Origin of the sequence: Vagococcus lutrae (assembly GCF_023299185.1) — a bacterium.
Lineage (GTDB): Bacteria > Bacillota > Bacilli > Lactobacillales > Vagococcaceae > Vagococcus_A > Vagococcus_A lutrae.
In genome coordinates this window covers 1,508,719-1,535,473 of record NZ_CP097017.1, presented here as the reverse complement: position 1 = coordinate 1,535,473, position 26,755 = coordinate 1,508,719, and the positions used below count along the sequence as shown (strand labels likewise).

The 26,755-nt window shown below is 38.7% G+C and carries 26 protein-coding genes, 1 other RNA gene and 1 other annotated feature; of the genes, 7 read left to right on the top strand and 20 right to left on the bottom strand.

All coding sequences use genetic code 11. The features are described from left to right. Positions 1–30 precede the first annotated feature (30 nt). The 3 genes from M2919_RS07350 to hisS all read right to left on the bottom strand — a co-directional run bounded on the left by M2919_RS07350 (position 31) and on the right by hisS (position 4,109). On the bottom strand, positions 31–906 hold the full coding sequence (locus M2919_RS07350) for a YitT family protein (RefSeq protein ID WP_023607049.1): 876 nt from the start codon (positions 904–906) through the stop codon (positions 31–33). Positions 907–1,022: 116 nt separating this feature from the next. Then, positions 1,023–2,804, bottom strand: a complete 1,782-nt coding sequence (gene aspS / locus M2919_RS07345) for an aspartate--tRNA ligase (RefSeq protein ID WP_248848514.1) — start codon at positions 2,802–2,804, stop codon at positions 1,023–1,025. Next, complete coding sequence (hisS, locus tag M2919_RS07340; protein WP_126762324.1) at positions 2,805–4,109, bottom strand: histidine--tRNA ligase; 1,305 nt, start codon at positions 4,107–4,109, stop codon at positions 2,805–2,807. Between the two features lie 52 nt (positions 4,110–4,161). Beyond that, positions 4,162–4,375, bottom strand: a binding site (T-box leader). Between the two features lie 168 nt (positions 4,376–4,543). Between hisS and M2919_RS07335 the strand changes: the two genes are divergently transcribed. Then, positions 4,544–5,824: an N-acetylmuramoyl-L-alanine amidase family protein gene (locus M2919_RS07335; protein WP_038101011.1), complete on the top strand. Its 1,281-nt coding sequence runs from the start codon at positions 4,544–4,546 to the stop codon at positions 5,822–5,824. A 61-nt stretch (positions 5,825–5,885) separates the two neighbouring features. Here the strand turns inward: M2919_RS07335 and dtd are convergent, their stop codons facing one another. Continuing rightward, on the bottom strand, positions 5,886–6,332 hold the full coding sequence (dtd, locus tag M2919_RS07330; protein WP_248848513.1) for a D-aminoacyl-tRNA deacylase: 447 nt from the start codon (positions 6,330–6,332) through the stop codon (positions 5,886–5,888). Positions 6,333–6,349: 17 nt separating this feature from the next. Beyond that, a complete protein-coding gene (locus M2919_RS07325) occupies positions 6,350–8,566 on the bottom strand; it encodes a RelA/SpoT family protein (protein WP_248848512.1) in 2,217 nt (738 codons plus the stop codon). A 209-nt stretch (positions 8,567–8,775) separates the two neighbouring features. Between M2919_RS07325 and M2919_RS07320 the strand changes: the two genes are divergently transcribed. Beyond that, on the top strand, positions 8,776–8,928 hold the full coding sequence (locus M2919_RS07320; protein WP_248848511.1) for a hypothetical protein: 153 nt from the start codon (positions 8,776–8,778) through the stop codon (positions 8,926–8,928). A 65-nt stretch (positions 8,929–8,993) separates the two neighbouring features. On the opposite strand, the gene M2919_RS07315 is transcribed toward M2919_RS07320, so the two are convergent. From M2919_RS07315 to M2919_RS07290, 6 genes are all read right to left on the bottom strand, one after another. Beyond that, on the bottom strand, positions 8,994–9,587 hold the full coding sequence (locus tag M2919_RS07315) for a TetR/AcrR family transcriptional regulator (RefSeq protein ID WP_126762316.1): 594 nt from the start codon (positions 9,585–9,587) through the stop codon (positions 8,994–8,996). Positions 9,588–9,645: 58 nt separating this feature from the next. Further along, positions 9,646–10,338 carry an ABC transporter ATP-binding protein gene (locus M2919_RS07310; RefSeq protein WP_126762314.1) on the bottom strand — a complete coding sequence of 231 codons (693 nt, stop codon included), beginning with the start codon at positions 10,336–10,338 and terminating at the stop codon, positions 9,646–9,648. A 3-nt stretch (positions 10,339–10,341) separates the two neighbouring features. After that, a complete protein-coding gene (locus M2919_RS07305; protein WP_248848510.1) occupies positions 10,342–11,424 on the bottom strand; it encodes an FtsX-like permease family protein in 1,083 nt (360 codons plus the stop codon). Positions 11,425–11,547: 123 nt separating this feature from the next. Continuing rightward, a complete protein-coding gene (locus tag M2919_RS07300) occupies positions 11,548–12,306 on the bottom strand; it encodes a 16S rRNA (uracil(1498)-N(3))-methyltransferase (protein ID WP_248848509.1) in 759 nt (252 codons plus the stop codon). 2 nt (positions 12,307–12,308) lie between these two features. After that, entirely contained in the window at positions 12,309–13,265 is a 957-nt protein-coding gene (gene prmA / locus M2919_RS07295) for a 50S ribosomal protein L11 methyltransferase (RefSeq protein WP_126762308.1), read from the bottom strand. 11 nt (positions 13,266–13,276) lie between these two features. Beyond that, positions 13,277–13,765, bottom strand: a complete 489-nt coding sequence (locus tag M2919_RS07290) for a DUF3013 family protein (RefSeq protein ID WP_248848508.1) — start codon at positions 13,763–13,765, stop codon at positions 13,277–13,279. A 121-nt stretch (positions 13,766–13,886) separates the two neighbouring features. Between M2919_RS07290 and M2919_RS07285 the strand changes: the two genes are divergently transcribed. From M2919_RS07285 to M2919_RS07270, 4 genes are all read left to right on the top strand, one after another. Beyond that, complete coding sequence (locus M2919_RS07285; protein WP_126762303.1) at positions 13,887–15,164, top strand: replication-associated recombination protein A; 1,278 nt, start codon at positions 13,887–13,889, stop codon at positions 15,162–15,164. Between the two features lie 62 nt (positions 15,165–15,226). Beyond that, a non-coding RNA gene (gene ssrS / locus M2919_RS07280) (6S RNA) lies at positions 15,227–15,417 on the top strand. A 92-nt stretch (positions 15,418–15,509) separates the two neighbouring features. After that, positions 15,510–15,794 (top strand): hypothetical protein, encoded by a 285-nt coding sequence (locus tag M2919_RS07275; RefSeq protein ID WP_248848507.1) that lies wholly within the window; start codon positions 15,510–15,512, stop codon positions 15,792–15,794. Positions 15,795–15,809: 15 nt separating this feature from the next. Continuing rightward, positions 15,810–16,244, top strand: coding sequence for a universal stress protein (locus tag M2919_RS07270; protein ID WP_420857195.1), 435 nt, complete (start codon positions 15,810–15,812; stop codon positions 16,242–16,244). Between the two features lie 74 nt (positions 16,245–16,318). Here M2919_RS07270 and M2919_RS07265 read toward each other — a convergent pair whose 3' ends face one another. The 6 genes from M2919_RS07265 to M2919_RS07240 form a co-directional block, all read right to left on the bottom strand. After that, entirely contained in the window at positions 16,319–17,656 is a 1,338-nt protein-coding gene (locus tag M2919_RS07265; RefSeq protein ID WP_248848505.1) for an FAD-dependent oxidoreductase, read from the bottom strand. Between the two features lie 402 nt (positions 17,657–18,058). After that, on the bottom strand, positions 18,059–19,603 hold the full coding sequence (locus tag M2919_RS07260; RefSeq protein ID WP_248848504.1) for a bifunctional metallophosphatase/5'-nucleotidase: 1,545 nt from the start codon (positions 19,601–19,603) through the stop codon (positions 18,059–18,061). A 6-nt stretch (positions 19,604–19,609) separates the two neighbouring features. Then, positions 19,610–20,419: a phosphonate ABC transporter, permease protein PhnE gene (gene phnE, locus M2919_RS07255; protein WP_023607032.1), complete on the bottom strand. Its 810-nt coding sequence runs from the start codon at positions 20,417–20,419 to the stop codon at positions 19,610–19,612. 11 nt (positions 20,420–20,430) lie between these two features. Further along, positions 20,431–21,243: a phosphonate ABC transporter, permease protein PhnE gene (gene phnE / locus M2919_RS07250; RefSeq protein ID WP_023607031.1), complete on the bottom strand. Its 813-nt coding sequence runs from the start codon at positions 21,241–21,243 to the stop codon at positions 20,431–20,433. 4 nt (positions 21,244–21,247) lie between these two features. Next, positions 21,248–22,006, bottom strand: a complete 759-nt coding sequence (gene phnC / locus M2919_RS07245) for a phosphonate ABC transporter ATP-binding protein (protein ID WP_023607030.1) — start codon at positions 22,004–22,006, stop codon at positions 21,248–21,250. Positions 22,007–22,089: 83 nt separating this feature from the next. Further along, the gene (locus M2919_RS07240; protein ID WP_202585645.1) at positions 22,090–23,136 is read right to left on the bottom strand and encodes a phosphate/phosphite/phosphonate ABC transporter substrate-binding protein; all 1,047 of its coding nucleotides are present in this window, start codon (positions 23,134–23,136) and stop codon (positions 22,090–22,092) included. Between the two features lie 234 nt (positions 23,137–23,370). Here M2919_RS07240 and M2919_RS07235 point away from each other — a divergent pair, with 234 nt between their 5' ends. Beyond that, a complete protein-coding gene (locus M2919_RS07235) occupies positions 23,371–24,702 on the top strand; it encodes a C1 family peptidase (protein ID WP_248848503.1) in 1,332 nt (443 codons plus the stop codon). A 36-nt stretch (positions 24,703–24,738) separates the two neighbouring features. Here the strand turns inward: M2919_RS07235 and M2919_RS07230 are convergent, their stop codons facing one another. The 3 genes from M2919_RS07230 to M2919_RS07220 form a co-directional block, all read right to left on the bottom strand. Then, entirely contained in the window at positions 24,739–25,134 is a 396-nt protein-coding gene (locus M2919_RS07230; RefSeq protein ID WP_248848502.1) for a DUF4809 family protein, read from the bottom strand. 121 nt (positions 25,135–25,255) lie between these two features. Continuing rightward, a complete protein-coding gene (locus M2919_RS07225) occupies positions 25,256–25,534 on the bottom strand; it encodes a GNAT family N-acetyltransferase (RefSeq protein ID WP_126762284.1) in 279 nt (92 codons plus the stop codon). Positions 25,535–25,638: 104 nt separating this feature from the next. Then, positions 25,639–26,487: a YitT family protein gene (locus M2919_RS07220; RefSeq protein WP_126762282.1), complete on the bottom strand. Its 849-nt coding sequence runs from the start codon at positions 26,485–26,487 to the stop codon at positions 25,639–25,641. Between the last annotated feature and the right edge of the window lie 268 nt (positions 26,488–26,755).

Sequence of the window (26,755 nt, the reverse complement as noted above, 5' to 3'; positions counted from 1 at the left end):
GTTCTATTCTATCTTATGAAAATATACTAATTACATTCCTGGATCGTAAAAATTACCTAAAATATGGACGTTTTCCGACAAACTCACAAACGCATGTGGGTCAGCCTCACGCATAGCCTCTTCAAAAATATGCATTTCATACCGTGTAATCACTGTAAAAAGGACGGTTTGATTGCGACGACTGTACGCCCCTTCGGCATCATGAATAATCGTAATCCCACGACGCAATTTTTCTTGAACAGATTCAATCACACTATCAGGATCTTCCGTAATGATGGTCACTTGCATTTTCTGTTGTTTCGTATAAACAGAGTCCATTACTTTCCCACTAATGAAAAATGACAAAACACTGTAAAACGCGAAAGGCCATCCAAATAGAAAACCTGCTGCTAACGCAATACTACCATTAAAAACAATCGCAACCGAGCCTACTGTTTTGCCCGTCATTTTCCGAATCGTCAAGCTAATAATATCTAATCCACCTGAGGAAATACCGTTTTTTAACGCAAAACCAATCCCAAATCCATTGACCGCACCACCAAATAACGCACAAATCATCGGGTCAGTTGTGAGTGCTGTGACTGGCACAATCGCTATTGCAATAGAAGTTAAGGTGACAGTTAATAGGGTAAATAACGTGAATTTTCGACTGATTTTAAACCAAGCTAAAACAAGCAAAGGAATATTAAACGCATAATAGAGAACAGAGAATGTGGGGGTCACCCCAATTCCTCTTTCAATCAACGTGGTGACAACTTGCACTAATCCTGTAATCCCACTTGCATAGATATTTCCCGGTCGCCAAAAAACATTTAACGCGACAGACGCCATCATGGCATAGATGACTGCTGCACTCAGTTTGGTTGCATACTCATTTTCCGACACTTTCACTAGACGTGTTTTCATTGATTTATTGGTTTTCGCCCCTCATATTTTAGTTTCATACTCGTCTTCATTATAAGACGAAACAGCTAACAAATAAAGGACTAACTCTACTTGTTAGTCCTTTATTAAACATTTTTTTAGTTTGTCTCTGGAGATTCCTCTTCTTTTTCAACTGAAAGTGATAATTCTTGTAATTGTGCTGTTGAGACTTCACTTGGTGAACTGTTAAGCGGATCCATAGCACGACCGTTTTTCGGAAAGGCAATAACTTCACGAATATTATCCTCGCCTGCTAATAACATGACTAAGCGGTCTAAACCTAACGCAATACCACCATGTGGCGGGAATCCATACTCTAGCGCATCGAGTAAGAAACCAAATTGTGCTTGAGCCGATTCTTTCGTAAAGCCAACGACTTCTAATAATTTTTCTTGTAAGTCGCGTTGATAAATACGTAATGACCCACCACCAAGCTCATATCCATTAAGCACTACGTCATATGCTTGCGCATAAACTTCTTCAGGCTTCGTCTCTAATAATGGAATATCTGACTCTTTTGGCATTGTAAAAGGATGATGTGCCGCTACATAACGTGCCTCATCTTCATCATATTCTAACAACGGCCAATCAACAACCCATAGGAAGTTATAAGCCTCTTGATCGATTAAGTCTAACTCTTTTCCTAGCTTCAAGCGTAAAGCACCCAGAGAAGCGGCTACGACTTTCGCACTGTCAGCTACGAATAAGATTAAATCTCCTTCTTTTGCAGCAGTTGCTTCTAGTAAGTTAGCTTCAATCGCTGTTAAGAATTTGGCGATAGGACCGTTAAGACCTTCTTCTGTTACTTTTACCCAAGCTAATCCTTTGGCTCCGTATTGAGAAAGTTCTTTGCCCATATTATCTAAATCTTTACGAGAATATTTGTCTGCCGCTTGTGGTGCCACAATAGCCTTAACTTGCCCACCCGACTCTAATGCCATTTTAAAGACTTTAAAATCAATATCCGCGACGACTTCTGCCAAGTCTATTAACTCCATACCAAACCGCGTATCCGGCTTATCACTACCATAACGTGCCATAGCATCGTCATAGGCAAGGCGTGGGAATGGACGTGGAATTTCTAGTCCTTTCACTTCTTTCATCACATAGGCTAACAATGCTTCCGTATGCTCTTGAATTTCTTCAGCTGTTAAGAAACTTGTTTCAATATCAATTTGAGTAAATTCTGGCTGACGGTCTCCTCGCAAATCTTCATCACGGAAACAACGTGCCACTTGGTAATAACGGTCCACCCCTGCTGACATTAGTAACTGTTTTCTTAGCTGAGGAGACTGCGGTAAAGCATAGAAATGCCCTTCATGTACGCGCGATGGTACTAAATAATCACGAGCGCCTTCTGGGGTTGACTTATCTAAATAAGGTGTTTCAATATCTAAAAAGCCTTCTTCATCTAAATAGTGACGGATGCTACGTGTCACGTGATGACGCATTTTTAAGTTTTGGAACATTTTTTGACGACGCAAATCTAAATAGCGATATTTCAAACGCGTATCCGTATTAACCTGTCCTGATTCTTCAATTGTAAAAGGAGGAGTCTTCGCTTTACTTAAAATCGTAACTTCTTCTCCCACTACTTCAATCTGACCTGTTTTCATTTTTTTATTAACAGATGATGCTTCTCGTTCAACAACGTGCCCTTTAATCGTGATAATATACTCAGAACGACATTGGTCGGCAATCTTCCACGCTTCTTGAGATGTTTCAGGATTAAATACCACTTGTACGACCCCTTCACGGTCACGTAAATCAATAAAAATCAAGCCACCTAAATCACGGCGTTTTTGAACCCATCCTTTTAATACGACTGTTTCGCCGATATTTTCGCTTGTCACTTGACCACAATACATCGTTCTTTTCATTTACTTCTCTCCTCCGTTCATCCCTACCGCTTGACGGTAAACATGACTAAAATCTTGATAAATCTCTGCTAAGGGAACTGTTATCTCTTCCCGTGTTGCCATTACTTTTAGTTTTACTTCTTTTTGAGCTAACTCTGTTTCACCTATTGTTAATACGATTTCGGCGTTAGAACGATTAGCTGCTTTAAACTGAGCTTTAGGACTACGTCCCATTACATCTCGGTCAGCTGAAAAGCCAAACTCGCGAATCGTTTGTACTAATTTCAATGCTTCGAGATTCGTTTCTGAACCAATCCCTACAACGTAGACATTTACTCCTTTTGGCTCAGGCAATTCGTGTCCTTCTGATGCAACAGCTAACAATGTTCGTTCTACTCCTAAACCAAAGCCAAAACCTGAAACGTCTGGACCGCCAAGTTCTTCAACCAAGCCATTATAACGTCCACCAGCGCCTATCGTCGTCGTTTCACCAAATACTTTGGCATCGCTCATAATCTCAAAAATAGTGTGATTATAATAATCTAAACCACGAACCATACGGTGGTCGATTTCATAAGAAACACCTAAATAATCCAGCATTTCTTTCACCGTTTCAAAATACTCACGTGCTTCATCCGTTAGATAGTCTAAAATGGACGGAGCATTTTCAACAATTTTCTTATCCCCTTCATCTTTACTATCCAAAATACGAAGAGGGTTGTGTTCAAAACGATTTTTTGAGTCTTCACTTAACGCATCATAGTGCGGTCGCAAATAATCTAACAATCCTGTGCGATAATTTTGACGACTTTCACGATCTCCTAGTGAATTAATCACTAAGCGAATAGATGTTAAACCAATCTGGCGATAGTAATCCATTGCCATCATCATGATCTCTACATCCGTTGCGGGGTTATCACTACCCAACGCTTCAACGCCGATTTGATGAAACTGACGTAAGCGCCCTGACTTTGGACGCTCATAGCGAAACATTGGACCAATATAAAAAACTTTATACGGTTTGGCATGCTCTGGACCATACAGTTTATTTTCAACGAAAGCACGAACAATTGGTGCCGTCCCTTCTGGTCTTAACGTAACATGACGATCTCCCTTGTCATAGAAATCATACATCTCTTTTGAAACGATATCCGTTGTATCTCCAACACTCCGTGCAATCACTTCATAATGTTCAAAAAGTGGCGTGCGAATTTCTTTAAATTGATAATCCGAAAATAATAAACGAGCAGTTTCTTCTAAATATTGCCACTGTCCTACCTCACTTGGTAAGATATCTGCTGTTCCTCTTGGACGTTGATATGCCATAATAAAAGTTCCTCCTTCATCTTTAAAAGCACAAAAAAAGTCCTTGTTTTTACACAAGGACGTATAATTCGATACGTGGTACCACCTATAATTGAAAGAAATTCTATTTTCTTTCCACTCAACCGACTAACGCCTCGTAAGCGGAATAGCTTTTCACTACTCATCTCCAGAATGTCTTTCACTTCTGCTAAAGTCAGGCACTTTCAGCCAAGGTACCTGTTTCTGAGTCCTTTTCGCAGGGTTACTCTTTCTATCATCGATTTTTAATATTATATTCTAAACTACTAGACATAAAGCAATTTGTCAAGACTTTCTCATCTGGATTTAGAGTAAAATAAGAATGATTATCATTATAAGCTATATATTCTACTCCTTTTTTGGTATAATAGACAAAATCATAAAAATTAAAAGATAGTAATATGGGTGAAAGCGAAATGACAAAAAAGCAAACAATCAAAAAATGGTGGGGACTCCATCTCGCTTTAATTATAATAATCGGTATAATATATGCCACCCTTAGCCTGAGTAAATCTGTAACCGTCGTGGCTACCGCTATGAACGTCAGAACAGGTCCGGGTGTTGAGTACGATATTGCGGCACAAGTAAAAAAAGGACAAAAACTAAGAGTTCTTGAAGAAGACAGTGAATGGCTACATGTTAAAACAGAAAAAGGAAAATCTGGTTGGGTAGCGAGTTGGCTCGTTGAGAAAGAAGATGCGACACCTGCTACAAATATTCCAGCATTTATTAACACTAACAAAACTAAATTACGAGAATTTCCTGATCAAGAAAGTAAAGAAATTGCTCAATTAAAGAAAAAGACCGAAGTAACGATTACAATGGAACAAAATGGCTGGTCACAAGTAACCGTTGGTGATAAAAAAGGTTGGGTTTTTTCTGATTTAATCACGCTAGCGACGAATTCTAATAAAGAACCAGCAACTGAAAAAATCAAACAATTATATGCTCGACAAAATGAAACAAAACTGCGACAATCTCCTTCCATAGAAAGTGACATTATTGGCACTGTTGACCGCGGCGAATCATTAAAAGTGTTGGCAATTGAAGATGATTGGTACCAAGTGGAAACGAAAAATAATCAAACAGGATATGTTGCTAACTGGGTAGTAGCGACAGCTAAACCTAGCAAAAAACAAGATTCAGTCAACTCTTCCATTGCCGAAACCACTATTGTTTTAGACCCTGGTCATGGGGGTACTGACGTTGGAGCACAAAGTAATGATGGAAAAATCTTCGAAAAAAATGTCACACTTGCAACAGCCAAATACGTACAAAAGGCCCTACTTGACTTAGGTGCCAATGTCATCTTAACTCATCAAGGTGATGAACTATTAGGACTGTCTGAAATCGCTGAAAAAAGCAATCGCGCAAATGCTGACGTCTTTATTAGTTTCCACTACGATTCTACCGAAGATAGTAACGAAGCAAGCGGAACGACAACTTACTACTATGATGAAAAAAATCTACCATTAGCGAATGCCGTTGAAAATGAACTAGCTAAAAACTTACCGCTCATCAGTCGCGGTGTTGAATTTGGCGATTATCAAGTATTACGTGAAAATAATCAACCTGCACTATTGTTAGAATTAGGTTATATGAATAACGATAATGACTTAGCTCAATTTAAAACCAAAAAATACCAAGAACTTGTTGCGAAAGCCGTTCAAAATGCTTTACTCGAGTACTTCAAATAAAAAAGAAGCCTTTAATTATCAAGAAGCTCAAACATCTGAGCTTCTTGATAAAGGCTTCTTTTTATTTATTATCTGTATCTAATATAATCGTCACAGGACCATCATTAACACTTTCAACTGCCATATCGGCACCAAAAAGGCCCGTTTCAACTTTCAAGCCATATGCTCTAAGTTGTTTATTAAAGTATTCATATAGACGATTCGCATCTGTTGGGTCTTCCGCTTCCACAAAGCTTGGACGATTTCCTTTCTTTGTATTCGCTAGTAATGTAAACTGCGATATAGAAAGAATCTCTCCTTCAACAGCTGCTAATGCTAAATTCATTTTACCTGCTTCATCTTCAAAAAGACGCATATTAGCTACTTTTTTTGCCAAATAATCAGCTTCTGCTTTTGTATCGCCTTTTTTAACACCTACAAGGAGTAGAAATCCTTGGTTAATTTTCCCTACTACGTCCTCATCAACGGTTACTTTCGCTGACGTTACCCGTTGTAATACAATTCGCAAAATCCACTAACCCCTTTCTAGCCATTTGTTCGACGAACACTATAAACATCTGGTATTGTTTTAATTTTATCGACAATTCGTTTCAAGTGCGATAGATTTTGAATCGATAACGTTAAATGAATGGTTGCCGTTTTATTACGACCGGGACGTGCTTCCACACTGATAAGATTTTTTGTCATCCCATTCACAACGAGTAAGACGTCATTAAGTAAACCGCTACGATTATAGCCATAGATTTCTAAATCGGCATTGTACTCTTGATCGCTACTTGCAGCTGTGTCTTCCCACTCTACCTCGATTAACCGTTGAGACGCTTCATCATTGTTTACAATATTTGGACAGTCTTGACGATGAATCGAAACGCCACGTCCTTTAGTAATATAGCCGACAATATCATCGCCCGGCACAGGATTACAACATCGACTAATGCGAATTAATAAGTTCTCCACTCCTTGGATGACGATGCCACCCTCATGGCGTACTTTAATCTTTTCTGAATCCTTCTTCATCGGTTGTTGTAACAATTCATCTGCTTCTTGCTGTTTGCGTATTTTTTCGCGCTCTCGTCGCTCGGATTCTGTTAAACGATTCGCTATCGTTTGCGCTGTAATCTCGCCATTTCCAATGACTGCATAGAGATCTTCTTCATTATGATAGTTTTGTTTTGATAAAAACTCTGTCATCCGCGCCTTACTCATCATTTCTTTTGGTGAAAAATCCATCGCAATAAGTTGTTTTTCCAGACTCTCTTTACCTTTTGCGATGTTTAGCTCGCGGTCTTGATCTTTGAAGAAACGTCTGATTTTATTTCGAGCACGCGACGTTGCGACAAGTTGGAGCCAATCTCGACTTGGACCGAATGAATTAGCCGATGTCAGCACTTCAATGATATCGCCATTCTTCAATTTATAATCTAACGGCACCATTTTGCCATTAATTTTAGCCCCGGTTGTCTTATTCCCAATTTCTGTATGAATGTTATAAGCAAAATCTAACGGGCCTGAACCTTTCGGTAACTCGGTCACATCTCCTTTAGGCGTAAACACATAGACTTTGTCACTAAAAATATCGCCTTTCACACTTTCCATAAAGTCGGATGCATCGTGACTTTCATCTTGCAACTCAATAATGTCATGAAACCAGCTTAACTGACGAGACTCTTCTGTTTCTGCAACGCCATCGGTTTTCCCTTCTTTATACGCCCAATGTGCCGCCACCCCGAACTCAGCTACCTCGTGCATTTCATGCGTTCTAATTTGAACTTCCACAGGATTGCCATTAGGGCCAATAACAGTCGTATGAAGCGACTGATACATATTCGTCTTAGGCATTGCGATGTAGTCTTTAAAACGGCCGGGCATCGGTTTCCACTTAGTATGAATCGCACCCAATACCGCGTAACAATCTTTAATGGTATCAACCAAAACACGAATGGCTAATAAATCATAAATCTCTTCAAACTCTTTTTTCTGATCTTTCATTTTACGATAAATAGAGTAAATATGTTTAGGACGGCCATATATCTGAGCATAAATATCTAACTCCTCCGTCGCCACACGAATATCTTCCACTGTGCGATCAATATAGGCTTCTCGTTCATCTCGCTTTGAGTTCATCAAATGGACAATGCGATAATACTGTTGTGGATTTAAATAACGTAAAGCAGTATCTTCTAGCTCCCATTTTATCCGACTAATCCCCAAACGATGTGCTAAAGGCGCATAGATTTCCAATGTTTCTTTAGCTATTCGCCTTTGTTTATCTGCTCGCAAATGCTTGAGCGTACGCATATTATGCAAGCGGTCTGCTAATTTCACCATAATCACACGTAAGTCTTGTGCCATAGCTAAAAGCATTTTACGATGATTTTCCGCTAATTGTTCTTCATGTGATTTATATTTGATTTTCCCAAGCTTCGTAACACCATCTACTAACATCGCAACCGTTTCACCAAATTCAGCTGCAATATCTTCCTTTGTTACAGTCGTGTCTTCTACGACATCATGTAAAAAGCCTGTTGCTACGGTATAAGGATCCATTCTCAATTCTGCTAAAATCCCTGCAACTTGAATCGGATGCATAAAATAAATCTCACCAGATTTGCGTACTTGTCCTTCATGTGCTTTTTCGGCAAAGGCACATGCCCGTCTCACGAAGGCAACATGCTCTTCTCCCATATATCCTGATACTAAACGAATCACGTCTTCTGCTGATAGCACTTCTTCTTTAGGCATGTTATCACTCCTCCATGATAGAAAAAAGCACGACAAACCGGTGCTTTCGTTCTGAATTTATTGTTTCTATTATACCGATAATCTAGACGTTTGACAACGATAGGCTTTCAAGGTGTTTTCATCCGTAAATCCAATGTAAGCATGTTCAATGCATAAATAAAATCCTTATGATAATCTAATACTATCAATATAGAGGAAGGTGCTTATTCATGAGAAAATGGCTAAATATAGGCGCCGGCATTGCTTTGGGAATTATTTTTGGTGCTGCTATGGAAAGCTGGGCGGTCGGCATTGGTTTTGCTATCAGTCTAGGAACGATGTTTTATAACAGCTCTAAAAAACCTCAAGGCTCCCCCGGCTGACGATTCAGACCTTAGCCGGGCGCTAAGTTTCAAAAAAGACGTACACGCTAAAACGTGCACGTCTTTTATTTTTTCTTCACAATGCCAAATAACATCATATTTACCATTTTTTCCACTTGTTCCCGTGTCGATTCTGTATGATAACGTCGGTCGATACTCATCAAAGCACTCACATTATACAAAATAAACGTGACTGCTTCATTCAATGTGATATCTGCCGGTTGTTCCCAATCTGATTCACTTAACAGCTTACGAAATGGCTCTTGATACGTTGTTTGAAACAACTGATAAAGTTGATAGTGATACTGTTCATCTACCTCTTTTGACATATCATCCAACATGCCAAACAAATTAGTAGGATGTTCCTCAATTAAAAAGACGACCATCTCTACTAAACGACTTTTAACAGACGTTTGTTGCTGCAAAATATCGTGCATCCCTATTTTCACTTGATCAGTTAAACTTTCAATGACTGCTAAATAAATGACCTGTTTATTAGCAAAATGATGATACAAATTAGGTTGCGTAATCCCGCAACGATTTGCAATCTCTCGCGTAGACGTTTGCTTATAACCGTTTGTCATAAATAAATCCGTCGCTGTCTTGATAATACACTGTTTGGTTTTCTTCGCTGCAACCTGCCTTGGCGTTAAATTCATTTTCACACCTTCTTTAAACACTATCTTATCTGTTAGTATATCATATTTACGTCAGGTTTTAACGCGTTTTTCTTTTATCTGTTTCCTCTGTTAACGCACCATCTTCGATAAGGAAAACACGATGACAGTAAGATAATAACCTTTCATCATGTGTCACCATCAAGATTCCTTTTTCTTGTTTTTCCGCTTGACGAGCTAGTAGTTCGACCACTTCATACGCACGGTCTGTATCCAAACTAGCAGTGGGTTCGTCTGCCAAGATAATATCTGGTTGGTGGTAGAGCGCCGTCGCAATCGCAACTCGTTGACGTTCTCCTCCAGATAAGTCATTAGGATATTGATTTTTCAAATCTTCAATATCTAATTTTGATAACAACGTTTGCTTGTACTCCTCATCTTTTTTTTGAGCATCGACTTTTTCAATTAATTGAAATTGTTGAGCAACCGTTAAGAAGGGGACTAAATTGGAACTTTGTAAAATAAAACCAATTTTGTCAAAGCGCATTGCCACACGTTCCTTTTTGCTCAACTTAGAAATGTCTTTTCCGTCAACTAAAACAGTCCCTTCAGTAGGGTCTTGTAAACCCGCCATAACCGTTAAAAAGGTGCTTTTACCTGAGCCTGACGGTCCAATCACCCCTACCAATTCGCCTCGATTAACCGTAATATTTATATCATCTAAGGCCTTTACCTTCGTATGACCTTGCCCAAACTCTTTACTAACGTTTTTTAAAGCTAATACTTCTGTCATTTTTTATCCTCCAATCGCATCTAAAGGATTTGCTTTTGCTACTGTACGTATCGAAAAAGCTCCTCCAATCACAGCTACAATAATCAAGCCTACCGCGTAAATTGCCATTTCTTTAATATCCGCTGCAAACGGCATACTTTCTGGCAAGAACAACGTCGTTATATAAGTAATGAGTGAGCCTAATGCAACTCCTAGCACCGCAAGTAAAAAAGTTTGTAAAAGAACAGACCGAGCTAAGAAGCCATTTGGAACTCCTTGAACTTTCAAAATACCAAACATGTTCAGCTTTTGTAATGTCATCACGTAAATAAAGACACCAATTACAAATGCGGCAATCACTAGTAAAAAGTAAATCATCCCGTCTAATGTTAAATTTTGCTCGGTATATCCGGGAATGTTGCTAATAAATGTTTCTGTTGGTAAGCTTTCATACTTATCTTTATCAATGACTTTTTTGGCAGGTTTTCGATATAAAACCCCACTGACTTGCTGATCCTCCATTTTCTCTGTCGCATCTTTTCCATATTTTAATGCCGACCAATTTGGAATGGTCGTGTATAAAACAGGTGCAATATTATAAGTACTTGAACCAAAAGTTCCTACAATCGTTTGTTCCTCTTCATTACTACCTAAAATAATCTTATCGCCAACTTTATAGCCTAAGTTTGCCATTTCCTCTGACATGATGACTTCACCATCTGCTTTTGGATGGTCACCTTTCGTCAATTTTGGTAAAAAAGAACTTTTTTCTTCTAAACCAAAGACAGCTACATTGTCACGTTCTTCTTGTTTGCTTCCAGCTTTTTCAGCAGCAAAAAAAGCATAACCAATAGGTTCTTTTGTTTTGGCATCTACCTCATCCACTACTGATGTCGGCAACACTGATGCGGTTAAGCTCTTATTCGAATCCTCCGCTAAAACAATCCCATCAATTTCCCACTGATCAATCGCACGGCGATTTCCTTCACTTAAACCATTGGCTAATCCTGATAAAATAAAAACTAACCAAGCAATGAGTAACATTATAAATACAATTAAAAAGAACTTTCCTTTAGAGTGTTTCACTTCATTATAGGCTAAAAACATTTTCAACATCCTTTCACTTATCATCTGATAAACATATTATCACTTATCAATAGATAAGTGAATTTTTTTGCTCAAAAAAAGAATCAACCCTTTTAAGATTGATTCTTGCATAAGATTTTTTAATTAACCTTGCATTTCAAGTTGATAACTAATAGCACTTAATAAGTATAAAGGAGCTGTCTCCGCCCTTAGAATACGTGGTCCCAATCCACAAGCAAGCGCCCCGGTTTCCATAAGCTGTTGTACTTCTTGTGGTGTTAATCCGCCTTCTGGACCAAATACACACGCTACACGCATGCCTACTTTTAACTGATTTAACGTGCGGCTTAGTTGTGTCATTTCTCCTTGTTTGGCTGATTCTTCATAGGCTATTAACACAACATCATACTCTGCTGCACGTTGTATTAATTCCTTAGTATCAGATAATAATGTAATCGAAGGAACGCGTTGACGATGCGATTGTTCAGCTGCTTCTGTCGCAATTTTTGCTAAACGTTGTTCTTTAGCCAAACGTTTTTTATCATTCCATTTCACAACAGAGGTTTTAGCAGGAAACCCAATAATTTCAAACGCACCTAGTTCCGTCGCTTTCTGCGTTATCCACTCTAGTTTATCCCCTTTAGGAAACCCACAAAAAAGCGTCACATCTACGGGCATTTCGCTACTTTTTGTAATAAACTCCTCTTTTGAAACAAGCACACATTCTGGCGTGACCTCTCTGACTTTCACACGCCACGTTTGCCCTTCACTATAAACAAAATAACACTCATCACCGATTTTCATTCGCACGACATTTACCATATGGTGATAATGCTCATCCGGTACTCTTATCAAAGCATCGGCACTTTCAAAATCTTTTTCTTTTATAAAATAACGTTGCATACTTACGCCTCTTCCGTTATCAGTGGTTTTTCATAGATTAAAGCAAGCCAGTCTTCTTGTTGGAATTTTTGATAAAGTTTAAACCCAACTTCTTGCATCTTGTCGTGAATAGCACTTTCTTTCTCTGTAATAATTCCTGAAACAATAAATTTACCGCCGTCATTTACTAAGTTCCAAGCGTCTGGAATCATTTTTTCAATAATGTGCGGGAGAATATTCGCGACAATGACATCTGCTGTTTGTGTAATCCCATTTAGTAAATCGTTAGCTGCCACCTGGACATCCGCTGCGATAGGATTTAAATCTAAATTTTCTTGCGCAACACGGACGGCGACTTCGTCTAAATCATAAGCATAGACGTTTTTTGCGCCAAAATGTTTCGCTGCAATACTCAACACTCCTGAACCAGTTCCGACATCTAGTACGGTTTCGCCACCTCTTAACGTAACTTCTAACGCATGTAGCGTTAAGAAAGTAGTCGGATGCGTTCCCGTACCAAAGGCCATGCCCGGATCCATCACAATAATACGCTCATCAGCATGCTGAGCTTCATATTTTTCCCACTCAGGTACAATCGTTAAGAAGCGACTGACATGTACGGGATGATAGTATTTTTTCCAAGCAGTCGCCCAATCATCTTCGACGACGTCATTGAGCGAAATCTTACCCGCTCCTTTGTCTAAACCAAAAGACGGTAATTGATTGACGTGATGTTGAAGAGTTGGCACGATTTCAGGAAGAAAGACTGTTTCAGGGAAATAGGCCATTACTTTGGCTCCCTCTTTGATGTGAAGCATATTTTCCTTATCGACCAATTCTCCATAAGCGTCTGATTCGTACGCTTGTAAATCCAACGCATCTTCAATAGCGACACCACTTGCGCCAGCTTCCATTAAAAAATGAGAAACGGCTTCGACCGCTTCACTACTCGTTTCAATTGTTAACTCTGTCCACTCCATTTTTTCACTCCTTAATATCGTGGGTATAAAACACGTTCTGAACCGTGTTTCATCGCCTCTCTAGTTTTTAAGACTTCTTGATAACGGGCTTGATTCCACACGAGTTCAAATGTTGAAATCGTTTCGTCCGCTAAGAATTGATTCAATGCTATTGTTCCTTCATCCAAAACTGTTTTTAATTCAGAAGCGATGGCTTCAGCTTCGGCTTTACTCAATCCTTTTTTTCCGGCGTAAGGCAAGGCAACTAAATACTCATCTGCTTCACTTAGCGGTTTTCCTTGAGGGTATAAAAGCAAACTATCTTCAAACTCGATAATATCTTCTTCCGTTTCCACCCCATTTAAATCTTCCAATGTCACAGTCGCGTCATTATTAGCATATAACACCACAATAATTTCGACTAAATGATTTTTGGTATCCCAATCAATAGCAAAATCATAATCGCTCAAGCTTTTTTCTAATTGGCGCTCTAAATATTCCAACATATTTTCTTTTTTCATGATTTTCCTCTTTCTAATCTTCGTATTCGCTTTTAATCATACAAGAAATCAAGCATTTTTACCATTCTTCTTTCTTGCAGACTCTATGCTATAATAACAATAGAATAAAGGAGGAGCTACTATGCAACAACCCTTAGCGTATCGCATGCGACCGCGTGTCCTTAGTGAAGTCGTAGGCCAACAACATCTCGTCGGTGAAGGTAAAATCATTCACCGTATGGTCACTGCCAAAATGTTATCTTCCATGATTCTTTACGGTCCTCCCGGCACAGGAAAAACGAGTATCGCCAGTGCGATTGCTGGTTCTACCAAATACGCCTTTCGGACGTTAAATGCCGCGACCGATACAAAAAAAGACTTACAAATTGTAGCAGAAGAAGGTAAAATGAGCGGCACGGTCATCTTATTACTCGATGAAGTGCATCGTCTTGATAAAACAAAACAAGATTTTTTATTACCACATCTTGAAAGTGGCAGAATTATTATGATCGGGGCTACGACTGAAAATCCATATATTAGTATTAATCCGGCGATTAGAAGTCGAACCCAAATTTTTGAAGTCACACCGCTCAGTGAGAAAGAAATGACGACGGCGATTCAATATGCCCTAGCCGATAAGGAACGTGGATTAGGCAATGAAGCGATTGAACTAGATGACAACGCCTTACAACATTTAGCAAGAAGCACTAATGGCGATTTACGAAGTGCGCTCAACTCACTCGAACTGGCTGTCAAATCTACTCCTAAAAATGAACAAGCGGTCATACACATCACGCTCCCAATTATCGAAGAATGTTTGCAACGAAAAGCGATGACACATGATAAAGATGGAGATGCGCATTATGATGTGATTTCTGCTTTTCAAAAATCGATTAGAGGAAGCGATGTAGATGCAGCAATGCACTACTTAGCTCGCTTAGTCGAAGCAGGTGATTTATTTATTATCTGTCGACGTTTAATGGTTATTGCATACGAGGATATTGGCTTAGCCAATCCACAAGCTGCTGCTAGAACTGTCACTGCCGTGCAAGCTGCTGAAAAACTAGGTTTTCCTGAAGCAAGAATTCCTCTAGCTCAAGCTGTTGTTGATCTATGTTTATCACCAAAATCAAATTCCAGTTACTTAGCAATTGATGCAGCGCTTGCTGATATTCGTAAAGGTAGAATCGGACAAATTCCTGACCATTTGCGTGATAGTCACTATCAAGGTGCGAAAGAATTAAACCGTGGCGTAGGTTATCAGTACCCTCATGACCATGCTCTTGCTTGGCTGCCACAACAGTACCTTCCAGACGGATTGGCAAACCGAAAATATTATCAACCGAAAGAAACGGGCCGGTATGAAGAAGCTCTTAGCAAACGCTACCAACAGCTAGAACAATGGAAAAAACAGTCATAAAAAATATAAAAGACAGTCACTTGTATTTGATGAAATGATGACTTTGTGCTACTATATAAGTGGGTAGTCTGTGATGTTCGCGTTAGACCACTTCAGTGTTGACCGAACATATTAGTATTATATTGGGATTCAACGAGCCCAAGAAGAAAACATGCCTTATCACTTGGTAGTTTGACGCTTGGACAGAGAAGCCCACCTGCTTACTTTGCGGGTTCAATACTACGGTTTAACTAACGGCATCGACGGATTTTCCCATTTTTATGTTTTTAAAAGCAATTTGCATTGGCAAATTGCTTTTTTCTTCCTTATAAATATAAGTAAAATGATAAAAAACGAGGTGTTCCTATGATACGCTTTTTCACTATGACACTTGTCATAATCCTTGCGCTTGTCAGTGCAGGCTTAAAAAAATATTATCCAACATTGAGTCAAGTTTTAGGAGGTCCAACACATCAAGCGACCATTACACAGCTATTTCAGTTTTCGTTAAAAGTCACACAAGTGCTCATCATTTTAGGCGTCATTTTTGTTTTTATTAACAATAAATCAGCATCATTATTTTATATTTCTTCAGTGCTAATCGCTTCAGGTATTTTCAGTTACCGCTTATCGAAACGAATCAAAAGTTAGAGGAGGAAACGTATGATAAACCAATCCTATCCAACCATTATGGTAGCTGTCGATGGATCATCCGCAGCAGAAAAAGCGTTAAAAAAAGCGATTCATGTCACACGTGTCAATAGCGCCCATCTCATCATCGCTCATATTATTGACACTCGTGCCTTTCAGTCACTGACTTCTTACGACCAAGAAATGGCAGACCAAGCTTTACGGGTCGCAACCGAAACACTCGCCGTGTATCAAGAGTTAGCTGAAGAAAATGGATTAACTAACACTAGCACCGTCATTGAATTCGGTTCTCCAAAGCACCTACTAGCCGAATCCTTACCTGAAAAACATGATGTCTCACTTCTCATGATGGGGGCAACTGGGATGAACGCTATGGAACGCTTATTATTAGGTTCTGTTTCACAATACGTTTCACGACACGCGCTCTGCGATGTTCTTATCGTGCGCTAATTAACCTGACTAAAAACAAAAAAAGCGACGATCTGGTAGAAACTTCCTTTCTTACCAAATCGTCGCTTTTTATTTTATTTTATTTCTAATGCTTTTTGAGCTAATAAATTTAGATAGTTCCACGGACGATCAAAATGTGGTTGGAAAAAGAAGTCGCTGATTGCTAAATCTTCCACTGTCATGCGATTTTGAACTGCTAGCGACAGCGTGTTAGCAGACTGCGTCACATCATAGCGTGACATCAACTGTCCTCCCAATATTCTTCCTGTTTCTGCTTCAAACACAAGCTTCATTTGCACATTTTCAGTGGAAGGCATAAACTCTGGACGATAGTTATCTTCTAAGTAAGCTGATTTAACATTTAAACCGGCTACTTTCGCACTGGTTTCTGTCATCCCTGTCGAGCCAATATTGTATCCAAACAAATGAAGTCCTGATGTTCCTTGCGTCCCACGATAGGCTAGCTTAGGCTCACTAATATTATATCCTACTAACATTCCTTGACGTACAGCGTTTGTCGCAAGTGGTATATAGTGATGACTATTTGTAGGATTATAATGTACAACTGCACTGTCACCCGCTGCATATATGTCTGGATTACTAGTGCGCATATATTCATCCACCACAATCGCTCCGTTACCCAGACGTTCAACTTTTCCTGCCAACAATTCTGTCATCGGTCTAAAGCCAACACAGACAATCACTAACTCCGTTTCATATGTTCCACGGCTTGTCTTGACATGCGATACTACTTGCCCATCTCCGATGAATGCTTCTACATTTTGATTAAGGGCTAAAGTGATACCTTGATTAATCAGTTCTGCTTCTAAAACATCGGTCAATTCAGCATCTAAATATTTATTTAAAATACGGTCCAATCCGTCAATCAAGGTTACTTCTTTCCCCGATTCCGCAAAAGCTTCTACTAATTCAATCCCTATGTAACCAGCACCCACAACGGTAATCTTATTCGCCCCGTCTGCTTTAGCAATTAATTCCTGTGCTTGGCGATAATTTTTACAAAGCAAAATATTATCTTGTTCAATGCCTGGAATAGGTGGTGTAATCGGCCAAGAACCTGTCGTCATCACTAATTTGTCATAAGTATCTTCTTTTGTTTGACCTGTTTGTAAATCTGTCACCTGAATTTTCTTATTAACAGTATCTATTTCTGTCACGTCGTGCTCCATCCAAACTTTAGCACCTAAGCTAGCAAGCTCTTCTGGATTAGAATAAAACAAATCCTCAGCATTTTCCACTACTCCGCCGACATATAAGGCAATTCCACATGATAAAAAGGAAACATTATCATTTCTCTCGTAAACAGTCACATCTACTCCTGGATTTTCCTTTAGTATATTTTTAACTGCTGATGTCCCAGCATGTGTACAGCCAATAACGATAACTTTCACAAATAACACTCCTATACTTCAATATTTTTGTTACATGATAAACTTAACACATCGATAATGATTATCACTATCATTATGCTTGTGAATAAAAATAAGGATTAAAACGCCTATTATGCTTATCATCATGTTTTTAATACTTTAATTGAATGACTTTTATATGATAACAACTATTAAATAGAGTGCTATATCTATTGAAGTACTTTACACAAATAAATCAAATTGAACATGTGAATTTTTTCTTTTAATATTCACATAAATAAATTAATAATGACTGAATATCAAATGATACGTTGTCTAGAAAGACGATAGTCATCTATTTAACTATCACCCAAAGAAAGCTAGAACATAATAAAAACCCTCTAAAAGAAAACTTTCTTTTAGAGGGTTAAACTAAAACTAGTATTAATATATAACATCAAAAGTATGCTCGGTAATCGGCGTTAATTTAGGATGTTTTTTAAGAAAATCTGCGATCAACTCTGTCATATCCACTGTCACTTCTTTGACAATCTTATCCGCTCCAAACATTGTATAATCACCACCACCGACTGCTCGATACTGATTCATCGCTACTTCTAAGATTTGATCATCCGTCACTGGTTTACCAGCATAAGTTAAGGCCGTCACGCGCTGTCCTACCGGTTGTCGGATATCCAAAGTATACGAGATTCCTGCATACATATCATAATTAAAGTGCTGAATCTTCGGCTCTAAAAATGCTGGGCTGACAGTCAACGTGCCATCGGGATTAACCGCAAAGTATCCAGCCGAACGTTCCAGAGCAGCTTTCAAGTCAGCCCCTGTAATACGAACGACCGCTAATGTATTAGGATATATGTAGTTTGTCACGATATCGCGCATGGTAATGGACGCGCCAAAACCTTTTCCGTTGTTATCAAAAAGTGCCGTTCCGGAAATATCTGTCCCTGTCGCGTCCATTTGAACTTGATTGATAAATTCAATGTACGGATGTCCCTTTGCACGAACAGCCATCGGGTCTTCAATCCACATCGTCCCATCTACTTCGCCGATTTCTTGGTCGAGCCACTTATTCACTTCTTCTAATAACGGTAAATACGTTTGACTGAGTGTTTCGTCCACTTGTTCAGACGGCGTTAATAATTCTGCTGAACGTGAGAGAACCTGACGGGTTGTATCTTCTATTTCCAACGTCACACATCCCATAAAACGTCCCTTATCTCCCGGTTGCGTCCCAACACATGTGTCGGTTTCAAATGTCAACTCGCGATGTTGATGTCCTGTTAAAAGGACGTCAATACCAGGCACATGATGTAGCAACTCATAGCCTTCATTTTCACCCGTTAACATCTCGGTTGGCTCACCCGTTTCCAAGTCACGTTCAAAGCCACCGTGATAACTGACGACTACTATATCCGCTTGCTTTTTCAATTCCGGAATATATTTTTGCGCCGTTTCAACAACGGGTAGAAATTCCAATCCCTTAATCGTAGCTGGTTGTTCCCAATGCGGAATATAAGAAGTGGTTAATCCTAAAATCGCAATCTTAACCCCTTCACGTTCAATAATATGATAAGCGTGACCTGTTAAAGGCGCTCCTGTTTCATCGAGAATGTTCGCACACAATACCGGATAGTCGAGTCGTGCTAAATTTTCTTTTAAATACGACAAACCATAGTTGAATTCATGATTTCCTAGTACACCCGCATCATACCCCATATCATTCATAACCTCTGCCATGATTGGTGTACTTTTTTCTTTTGCCACATAATAACTTAACGGTGAACCTTGTAAAAAATCACCATTATCAATCTTTATCAGCGCAGAGCCAACCTCTTGTGCCAGTTGATTCATGCGCTCCTTTACTTTAAACGCACCAAACGGTAACGATTGATGTTGATCACGAAAATCAGTTGGATATAAATACCCATGTAAATCACTGGTCGATAAAATGGTAAGACGTACCATAGCTTTCTACCCCTTTACTAATTTGGCTCTCAGTTTATTAGAAATCACTTCGACAATTAAAATTAATACGATTAAACCGATTAAAATGGCCCCGACTTGATTCCAACGATAAGAATTCATCGCAAAGATTAACGGTGAACCAATGCCCCCCGCTCCTACCAAACCTAAAATCGTTGCATCACGAAGGTTCATATCAAATCGATAAATCGTAACCGATGTAAAATTGGCAATCAATTGCGGTAAAATACCAAAACGTATTTTTTCAAACGTATTACATCCCATAGCTGTCATCGATTCTAAAATGCCTGTATCTAAATCCTCAATCACGTCGACATATAACTTTGATACCATGCCGATAGAAGTTAAAGACATGGTCATCACCCCTGCAAAAGGACCCGGCCCTGTTACACGAACAAACATTAAGCCATATACAAGTGCTGGTATCGTACGAATCACAATGACGATAAAACGTGTGATGACATAAACTGGCTTTGGTACAATACTTGGCGCCATTAGAAAAGCGACAGGTATCGATAAGATGGCACCAAAAACGGTTCCTAGAAAAGCAATACATATTGTTTCAAATAACAAGTAAAAAACACCTTGTTGACTAAAATTCCATAGTAAATCCATATCCGGTTTTAAAATACCTTGAATAATACTGACAGCAATCTTCCAACCGCCGTCATCCACCGCATTAAATTGAATCGCCGATAGCGACCAAATAAATGCCCCTACTAGGACGGTGACAATCATCAGATATTGAACTTTTTTCGATGTTTCTTTATTTAATTGTGCTTCTATTGCGTGATTCATTTTTCACCCTCCTATTGTAGTTTTCGACGACAGTATTCACTTAGCGACTCTATAAGCGCCACTGTCACAACTAAGACGACTAGAATCGTCCCAACATTCGCATACTCACGCCACCCTAAGCGTTCATTTAAAATAATACCAAGACCACCTGCACCTACATATCCTAAGATAGACGCATAGCGTAAATTTCCTTCAAAGTTAAACAAAGACGTCGACAAGTACGTCGGTAGAATTTCTGGTAGTACAGCATAACGAAACGCTTGTAAACGCGTTAAACCCATAGATTCTAGAGCATAGAACGTTGACATATCTAACGACTCTATTTGTTCATAGGTTAGCTTCCCAACATACGCCACTGTAAATAGAAAAATCGCCAATGTCCCTGCCATCGTTCCTAATCCAAAAATAAATGTGGCAATTAAAGCCGTCACTAACGTAGGTAAGGTTCTCAAAACACTTAAAAACAACTTGAAAAACCCAGCAATAAAACGATTGTTAACAATATTTGCTGAAGCTAGTAAAGCAAGCGGCATAGCTACTAGAGCACCTACTAGTGACCCTAATAAAGACATTTTTATCGTGTCAAAAAGCGGTTGCCATACCCGATTTAAAAAGCCCCAGTTAGGAGGCATCATATCTCCTAAAATAACAAAGAATTGTGACCCTCTTGTCATCAATGTTGAAAAGTTAAAGCGTGTGACATCCATCGCTAACCAAGTGAAAATAAGTATTAACAAGACATATACCGGTACCCACGAGCGTTTTTCTGTGACCGTTTTGCCATTCGCCAGTTGAATCGTTTTACCTTTTACTAATTTATCCATTTGGCTACGACTCCTTTGCGTTGGTAGTATCTTCTAAGTAAATTGTATCTAATACATCCTGAGTAACCTCACTAGCAGCACCATCATATACAATTTGACCCTTGCGAATACCAATAACTCGGTCAGCGTATTCTAAAGCCAAGTCCACATGGTGAATATTAATCAGAATGGAGATATTCATCTCTTGATTGATACGTTTAAAATCATCCATCACAATTTTTGCTGTCACGGGGTCAAGCGACGCAACGGGTTCATCTGCCAAAATAATATCCGGTTGACGTGCTAACGTCCGTGCTAACGCCACACGTTGTTGCTGTCCTCCTGATAATTGATCCACACGTGTGAAGGCCTTATCTAAAATCCCAACATTATCCAGCGCTTCTAAGCCCACTACTTTCGTTTCTTTCGGAAAAACACCTAAAATACGACGCCATAAGGGCATATCCGGCACAGAAGAAATCATGACGTTTTTTAAGACAGTCGCTCGAGTGACTAAGTTAAAGGATTGAAAAATCATACCTATTTTCTTACGAAATTCACGAATTTCCTTGCCTTTTAAATCATTCACATTTACATCGTTGACTAACAAACGCCCTTCGTCAATATCATGCATGCGATTAATACAATGAATGAGAGTCGATTTACCCGCTCCTGACAACCCAATAATCGCAACAAACTCTCCCTGTTCAATTTCTAAATTTACATCTTTGAGTGCTGTATAACCATTCGGATACGTTTTTTGCACGTTCTCAAATTTAATCATAAAAAGTCCTTCCTTAAAAATAAACTGTGACTAGTTACTAATCACAGTTTATTTTTATTTACTATTCTATTATACTAAGCGTTTTATTTTGCTAATTCTTGAATTAATTTTTGTGCTTTACGTTCACTATCGTAATCTTCAGATTTTGCTTTTACATATCCTTCATGACTATAAATAGCAATCACTTCTTTACCTTCTTCGCTTTCGCCAATGTTAATAAACGCATTTTGTAAGGCTTGTTTTAAATCATCATCCATTTTTTCAGAATTTTTACTTACTGAAATTGTATCGTTATAGATGGCAGGAGTCACACCAATGACGTCTGTTTCATCCCAAATACTCTTTTCACGGTTGTAATCAGTTGTCCAAGTGTCTTCATAGTCACGACGACCATCTGCGTAAGTTAATAACACATCCACTTGTCCAGCAGCTAAACGAGCAAACGCACTACCATAAGAGTCAGATTGTACGATGTTTTTTAGTTCTGATAAGTTTTTGTCATAGTTTTCTTGTAACCATAAACTTGGGTAAATGTAGCCTGCTGGAGAAGATGAAGACATGACACTCCAAGAAGCGCTATTTAAATCTTCCCATGATAATTTTTCGCCATCATTCACTTTTTTCGCTAATTCTTGTCCTTTTGATGAAGGTCCAGCAATCATCAACGCACGATAAGAAGCTGCTTGTTTGTCTGTTGGTGCTGTTGGTTTGTTATCGTTCCAGTCTTTTGGCTCATCTGAATCAATTGAAAGACCTGCACGTGTTGCTGTCAATAATACTTCTGCGCCATCATCGTATAAAACATATGTACCACCTGGAATAAACCCTACATCTAATGTACCGGCAGATAAAGATTCTCCTACTGCTTCAAAGTTCGTTCCCACAGTGATATCTACTTTTTTAATATCGTAACCTTCGTTTTTCATTTCTTTGATAATCAAGTCTTTTAAAGGTTCAGTAGCAGAGACAATTTCTTCTGGGTCACGTGATGGTACAAACCCTACTGTCAATGTATCAAGTGATTTATTCCCATTTTCTTCTTTTGACCCCTCAGCTTCTTTTGACCCACATGCCGTTAATGTTGCGGCTAAACCTAAAATCGTTGCGTATTTCAGAACTTTTTTAAACAAAGTAACTCCTCCTTATTATTGTTGTTTCCCCACCTTTCGAGTATACCACCCCATTTCACAAATATCTATGCTTATTAAGCAATTAAAACTGAGAATGTATAAGAAAACGAAGAAAAACTGATGAAAATAAATTGAGTTTCTTTTTGAAAATGAGAATCCTTTAATTATCTGAAAAAGAGGCGTATAATATGACCCATGAGATAAATAATTAGTTAAATATAGAGGAGTGATTCAATGTCTCAAGAAATTACTAAAGAAGATTTATTACGCTATCAAACTGCCTTCGCTGCACAACCTAAAGCAGCAGCCCGTCAACGAAGCATCGTGGTTAATGGCTTGCTTGAAGCAACTGAGGACACCTTTGCGTACCAAAACACGACGCCAACCTTTTCTATCGATTTAGATACTGGTCATGTATCAAATCAAAAACAAAGCGGTCGTTGCTGGATGTTCGCTGCACTCAACACATTTCGTCATCATATCGCTAACACGCTTAAATTAAAAGATTTCGAGCTTTCTCAAAACTATACATTCTTTTGGGATAAGTTTGAAAAAGCGAATTACTTCTATGAAAATATTTTAGCAACAGCAGATAAACCTCTTAATAGCCGTAAAGTTGCCTTTCTTTTACAAACACCTCAACAAGATGGTGGACAATGGGACATGCTTGTCTCACTCATCGAAAAATATGGTGTCGTGCCAAAAAGCGTGATGCCTGAAAGTAAAAACAGCTCTTCATCACGCGCGTTAAATACCTATTTAAATAAAAAATTACGTAAAGATGCTATCACACTACGTCAGCTTGTCGCTGATCAAGCAAGTCCTGAAACGATTAAAGAAACAAAAGAACGCTTATTACAGGAAGTATACCAATTACTTGCCTTTTCACTTGGAACGCCTCCAACTTCTTTTGATTTTTCTTATCGTGATAGCGATGAAGTGTATCACTATGAGGAAAATTTAACACCACAAACTTTTTATGAAAAATATGTGGGACTGAACTTAGCGGACTACATCAGTGTCATTAATGCACCTACAGCTGATAAGCCTTATAAAACACTTTATACAGTCGAAATGTTAGGCAACGTTGTCGGCGGTCGCGAAGTTCGCCACTTAAATGTCGATATGCCAACTTTCAAAGATTTAGCCATTCGCCAATTAAAAGCAGGCGAAGCTGTATGGTACGGCTGTGATGTCGGTCAATCCTCTAATCGACAAACAGGCGTCATGGCGCTAGATATCTATCCGATTGATGACACATTAGACATTGACTTTTCAATGACCAAAGCCGAACGTCTCGATTATGGAGAAAGTCTAATGACACACGCGATGGTGCTAACAGGCGTTGACTTGGTCAATGAACAACCAACTAAATGGAAAGTGGAAAATAGCTGGGGAGAAAAAGTCGGTCACAAAGGTTACTTCGTCATGAGTGATGCGTGGATGGATGAATATACTTATCAAATTGTCATTCATAAAAAATATCTACCAGAAGAACTCCAACCCGTACTAGCCACCGACCCTATAATGCTTGACCCTTGGGATCCAATGGGCGCTTTAGCTTAATAAAAAACGACTTTGATTAAAAATCAAAGTCGTTTTTTATGACATTTCAAAGGTGTAGCCGTCTACATCAAAAAAGGTCGTTAAGATTTCATTAGCTTTTTGCGTCACCTCATTGGGGATTTCTAAAAAATCACGGGTAACAAGACGTTGACTGCCTTGACTAAACGTTAATTGGTCATATTCTTCTTCTAATTTCACTTGCTTAGAATCTTTTCGATACACCACATGTTCATCTAACATTCCTACTACTAACTCTTGACGCCATCCTTCATGAATAGCTAATGCTCTTACTAATTCATTTACTGTCATGTTTTCTAAGGCAATTTCACGACCTTCTATTTCCAATGTATACATAACACATTTGACCGTCCCACAAGCATTACATCCACCTTCTGTTAAGTCCACCGCACTACTTACTTTAATCTTTTTCATACTTAAGCCTCTTTCTACACTCGTGTTATTATTCACATATACAGTGTATAAGTCCTTTTTTAGTTTTGCAACTTTTCTGTCCGTAAAAAAGAGCTTGCCTTTTCTAGACAAGCTCTTTGACTTATTGTTCTTTTAACACATCGGCATATTCTGGCACACGTTCAAACTCTCGAACGGCAAAAGAACATTCTGGAATAATTTTTTTCCCTTCACGACGTGCTTTATCTACTGCTAAAGCCATTAATTTCTGAGCAATTCCTTGCCCACGGTAATCAGGATTAACACCCGTATGGTCTAATACAAGCGTATCTTCTCCCAATTGTTGAAAGGTAATTTGACCGATTTGATTCCCTTCATCGTCTACAAACGCCACACGTGTATCTGTTTCTACTGTTTTCATCTCATACCCCTTCCCATTTATAATATCGCTTACATCTAGTTTACTTCATTCTCGCTTTTTTTCAAATCATCTTGCTCAATAAAAAAAAGCTGGTTTCCCAGCTTTTAACGACTTAAACTAAACCCCTTGCCCATTACTTCACTGGCAGCCATTGCCACAACAAAGGCATGAGGGTCAATAGCTAAAACTTCTTCTTTTAATGTATGAAATTCCTTCTCTGGTATCACACACATGAGCATTTCTTTTTCTCGACGTTCAAACCCACCTTGAATGGCTAGATGAGTCACGCCTCGATCCATTTTCTCAATAATCATTTTATTAACCTCATCTGAAGCTTCAGAAATAATCATCACATTCTTAGAACGATCAAACCCAACTTGAACTAAATCCACCACGCGTCCGATAATAAATAAACTAATCAAAGAATATAATACACGGTCAACATCAAACACAAGCAACGCACCTATAATAACAAAACCATCAACAATTGAGACCGCTAGTCCCAAAGGTAATTTAAAATACACGTTGACAATTTGTGAAATAATCGCCGTTCCACCTGTCGAAGCATTTCCTTTAAACACTAACCCTAAACCTATTCCTGTAATCACACCACCAGAAAGTGCTGCTAGTAAAGGCGTATGCGTTAAAGTAGGGATATTACCGATTAATCCCACAAAAAAAGGGAAAATCATACTTCCATAAATCGTCTTCATTCCAACTTCTTTTCCCAACAAAATAAAACATAAAATAAGTAAGGGGATATTAATCGCATACAATATAACAAAAGAAGGAATTCCGGTGACATGATTTAAGATAACACTAACCCCCGTTGCTCCCCCTGCTACAATTTGATTTGGCTCTAAAACTGACTGCATAGAGACCGCTAATAAAAACGCACCGACTGTTACATACAATAAAGAAACAATGCGTTCTTTTGTCATTATTTTTTTCATTTCAACCCTTCCGACCTTTCCCCGTAATTTTACATGCCTTTCAAGTATAACGAACACAAAACATGACTGTCAATCACGCATTTAAAAGAATTTCTTCTATGAAAATAACAGTTGATTTTTACGTCTTTTTATGAGATTATAATGAATAAGATTAGAAACAAGTTAAAATATAGCGTGATTGTTTTTAATCTTGTCGTTTCCCCTTTTAAAGCACAAGAGTTCATCGTCTCTTGTGCTTTAATCTTTTTACTTGTCCTATCTGTCATTT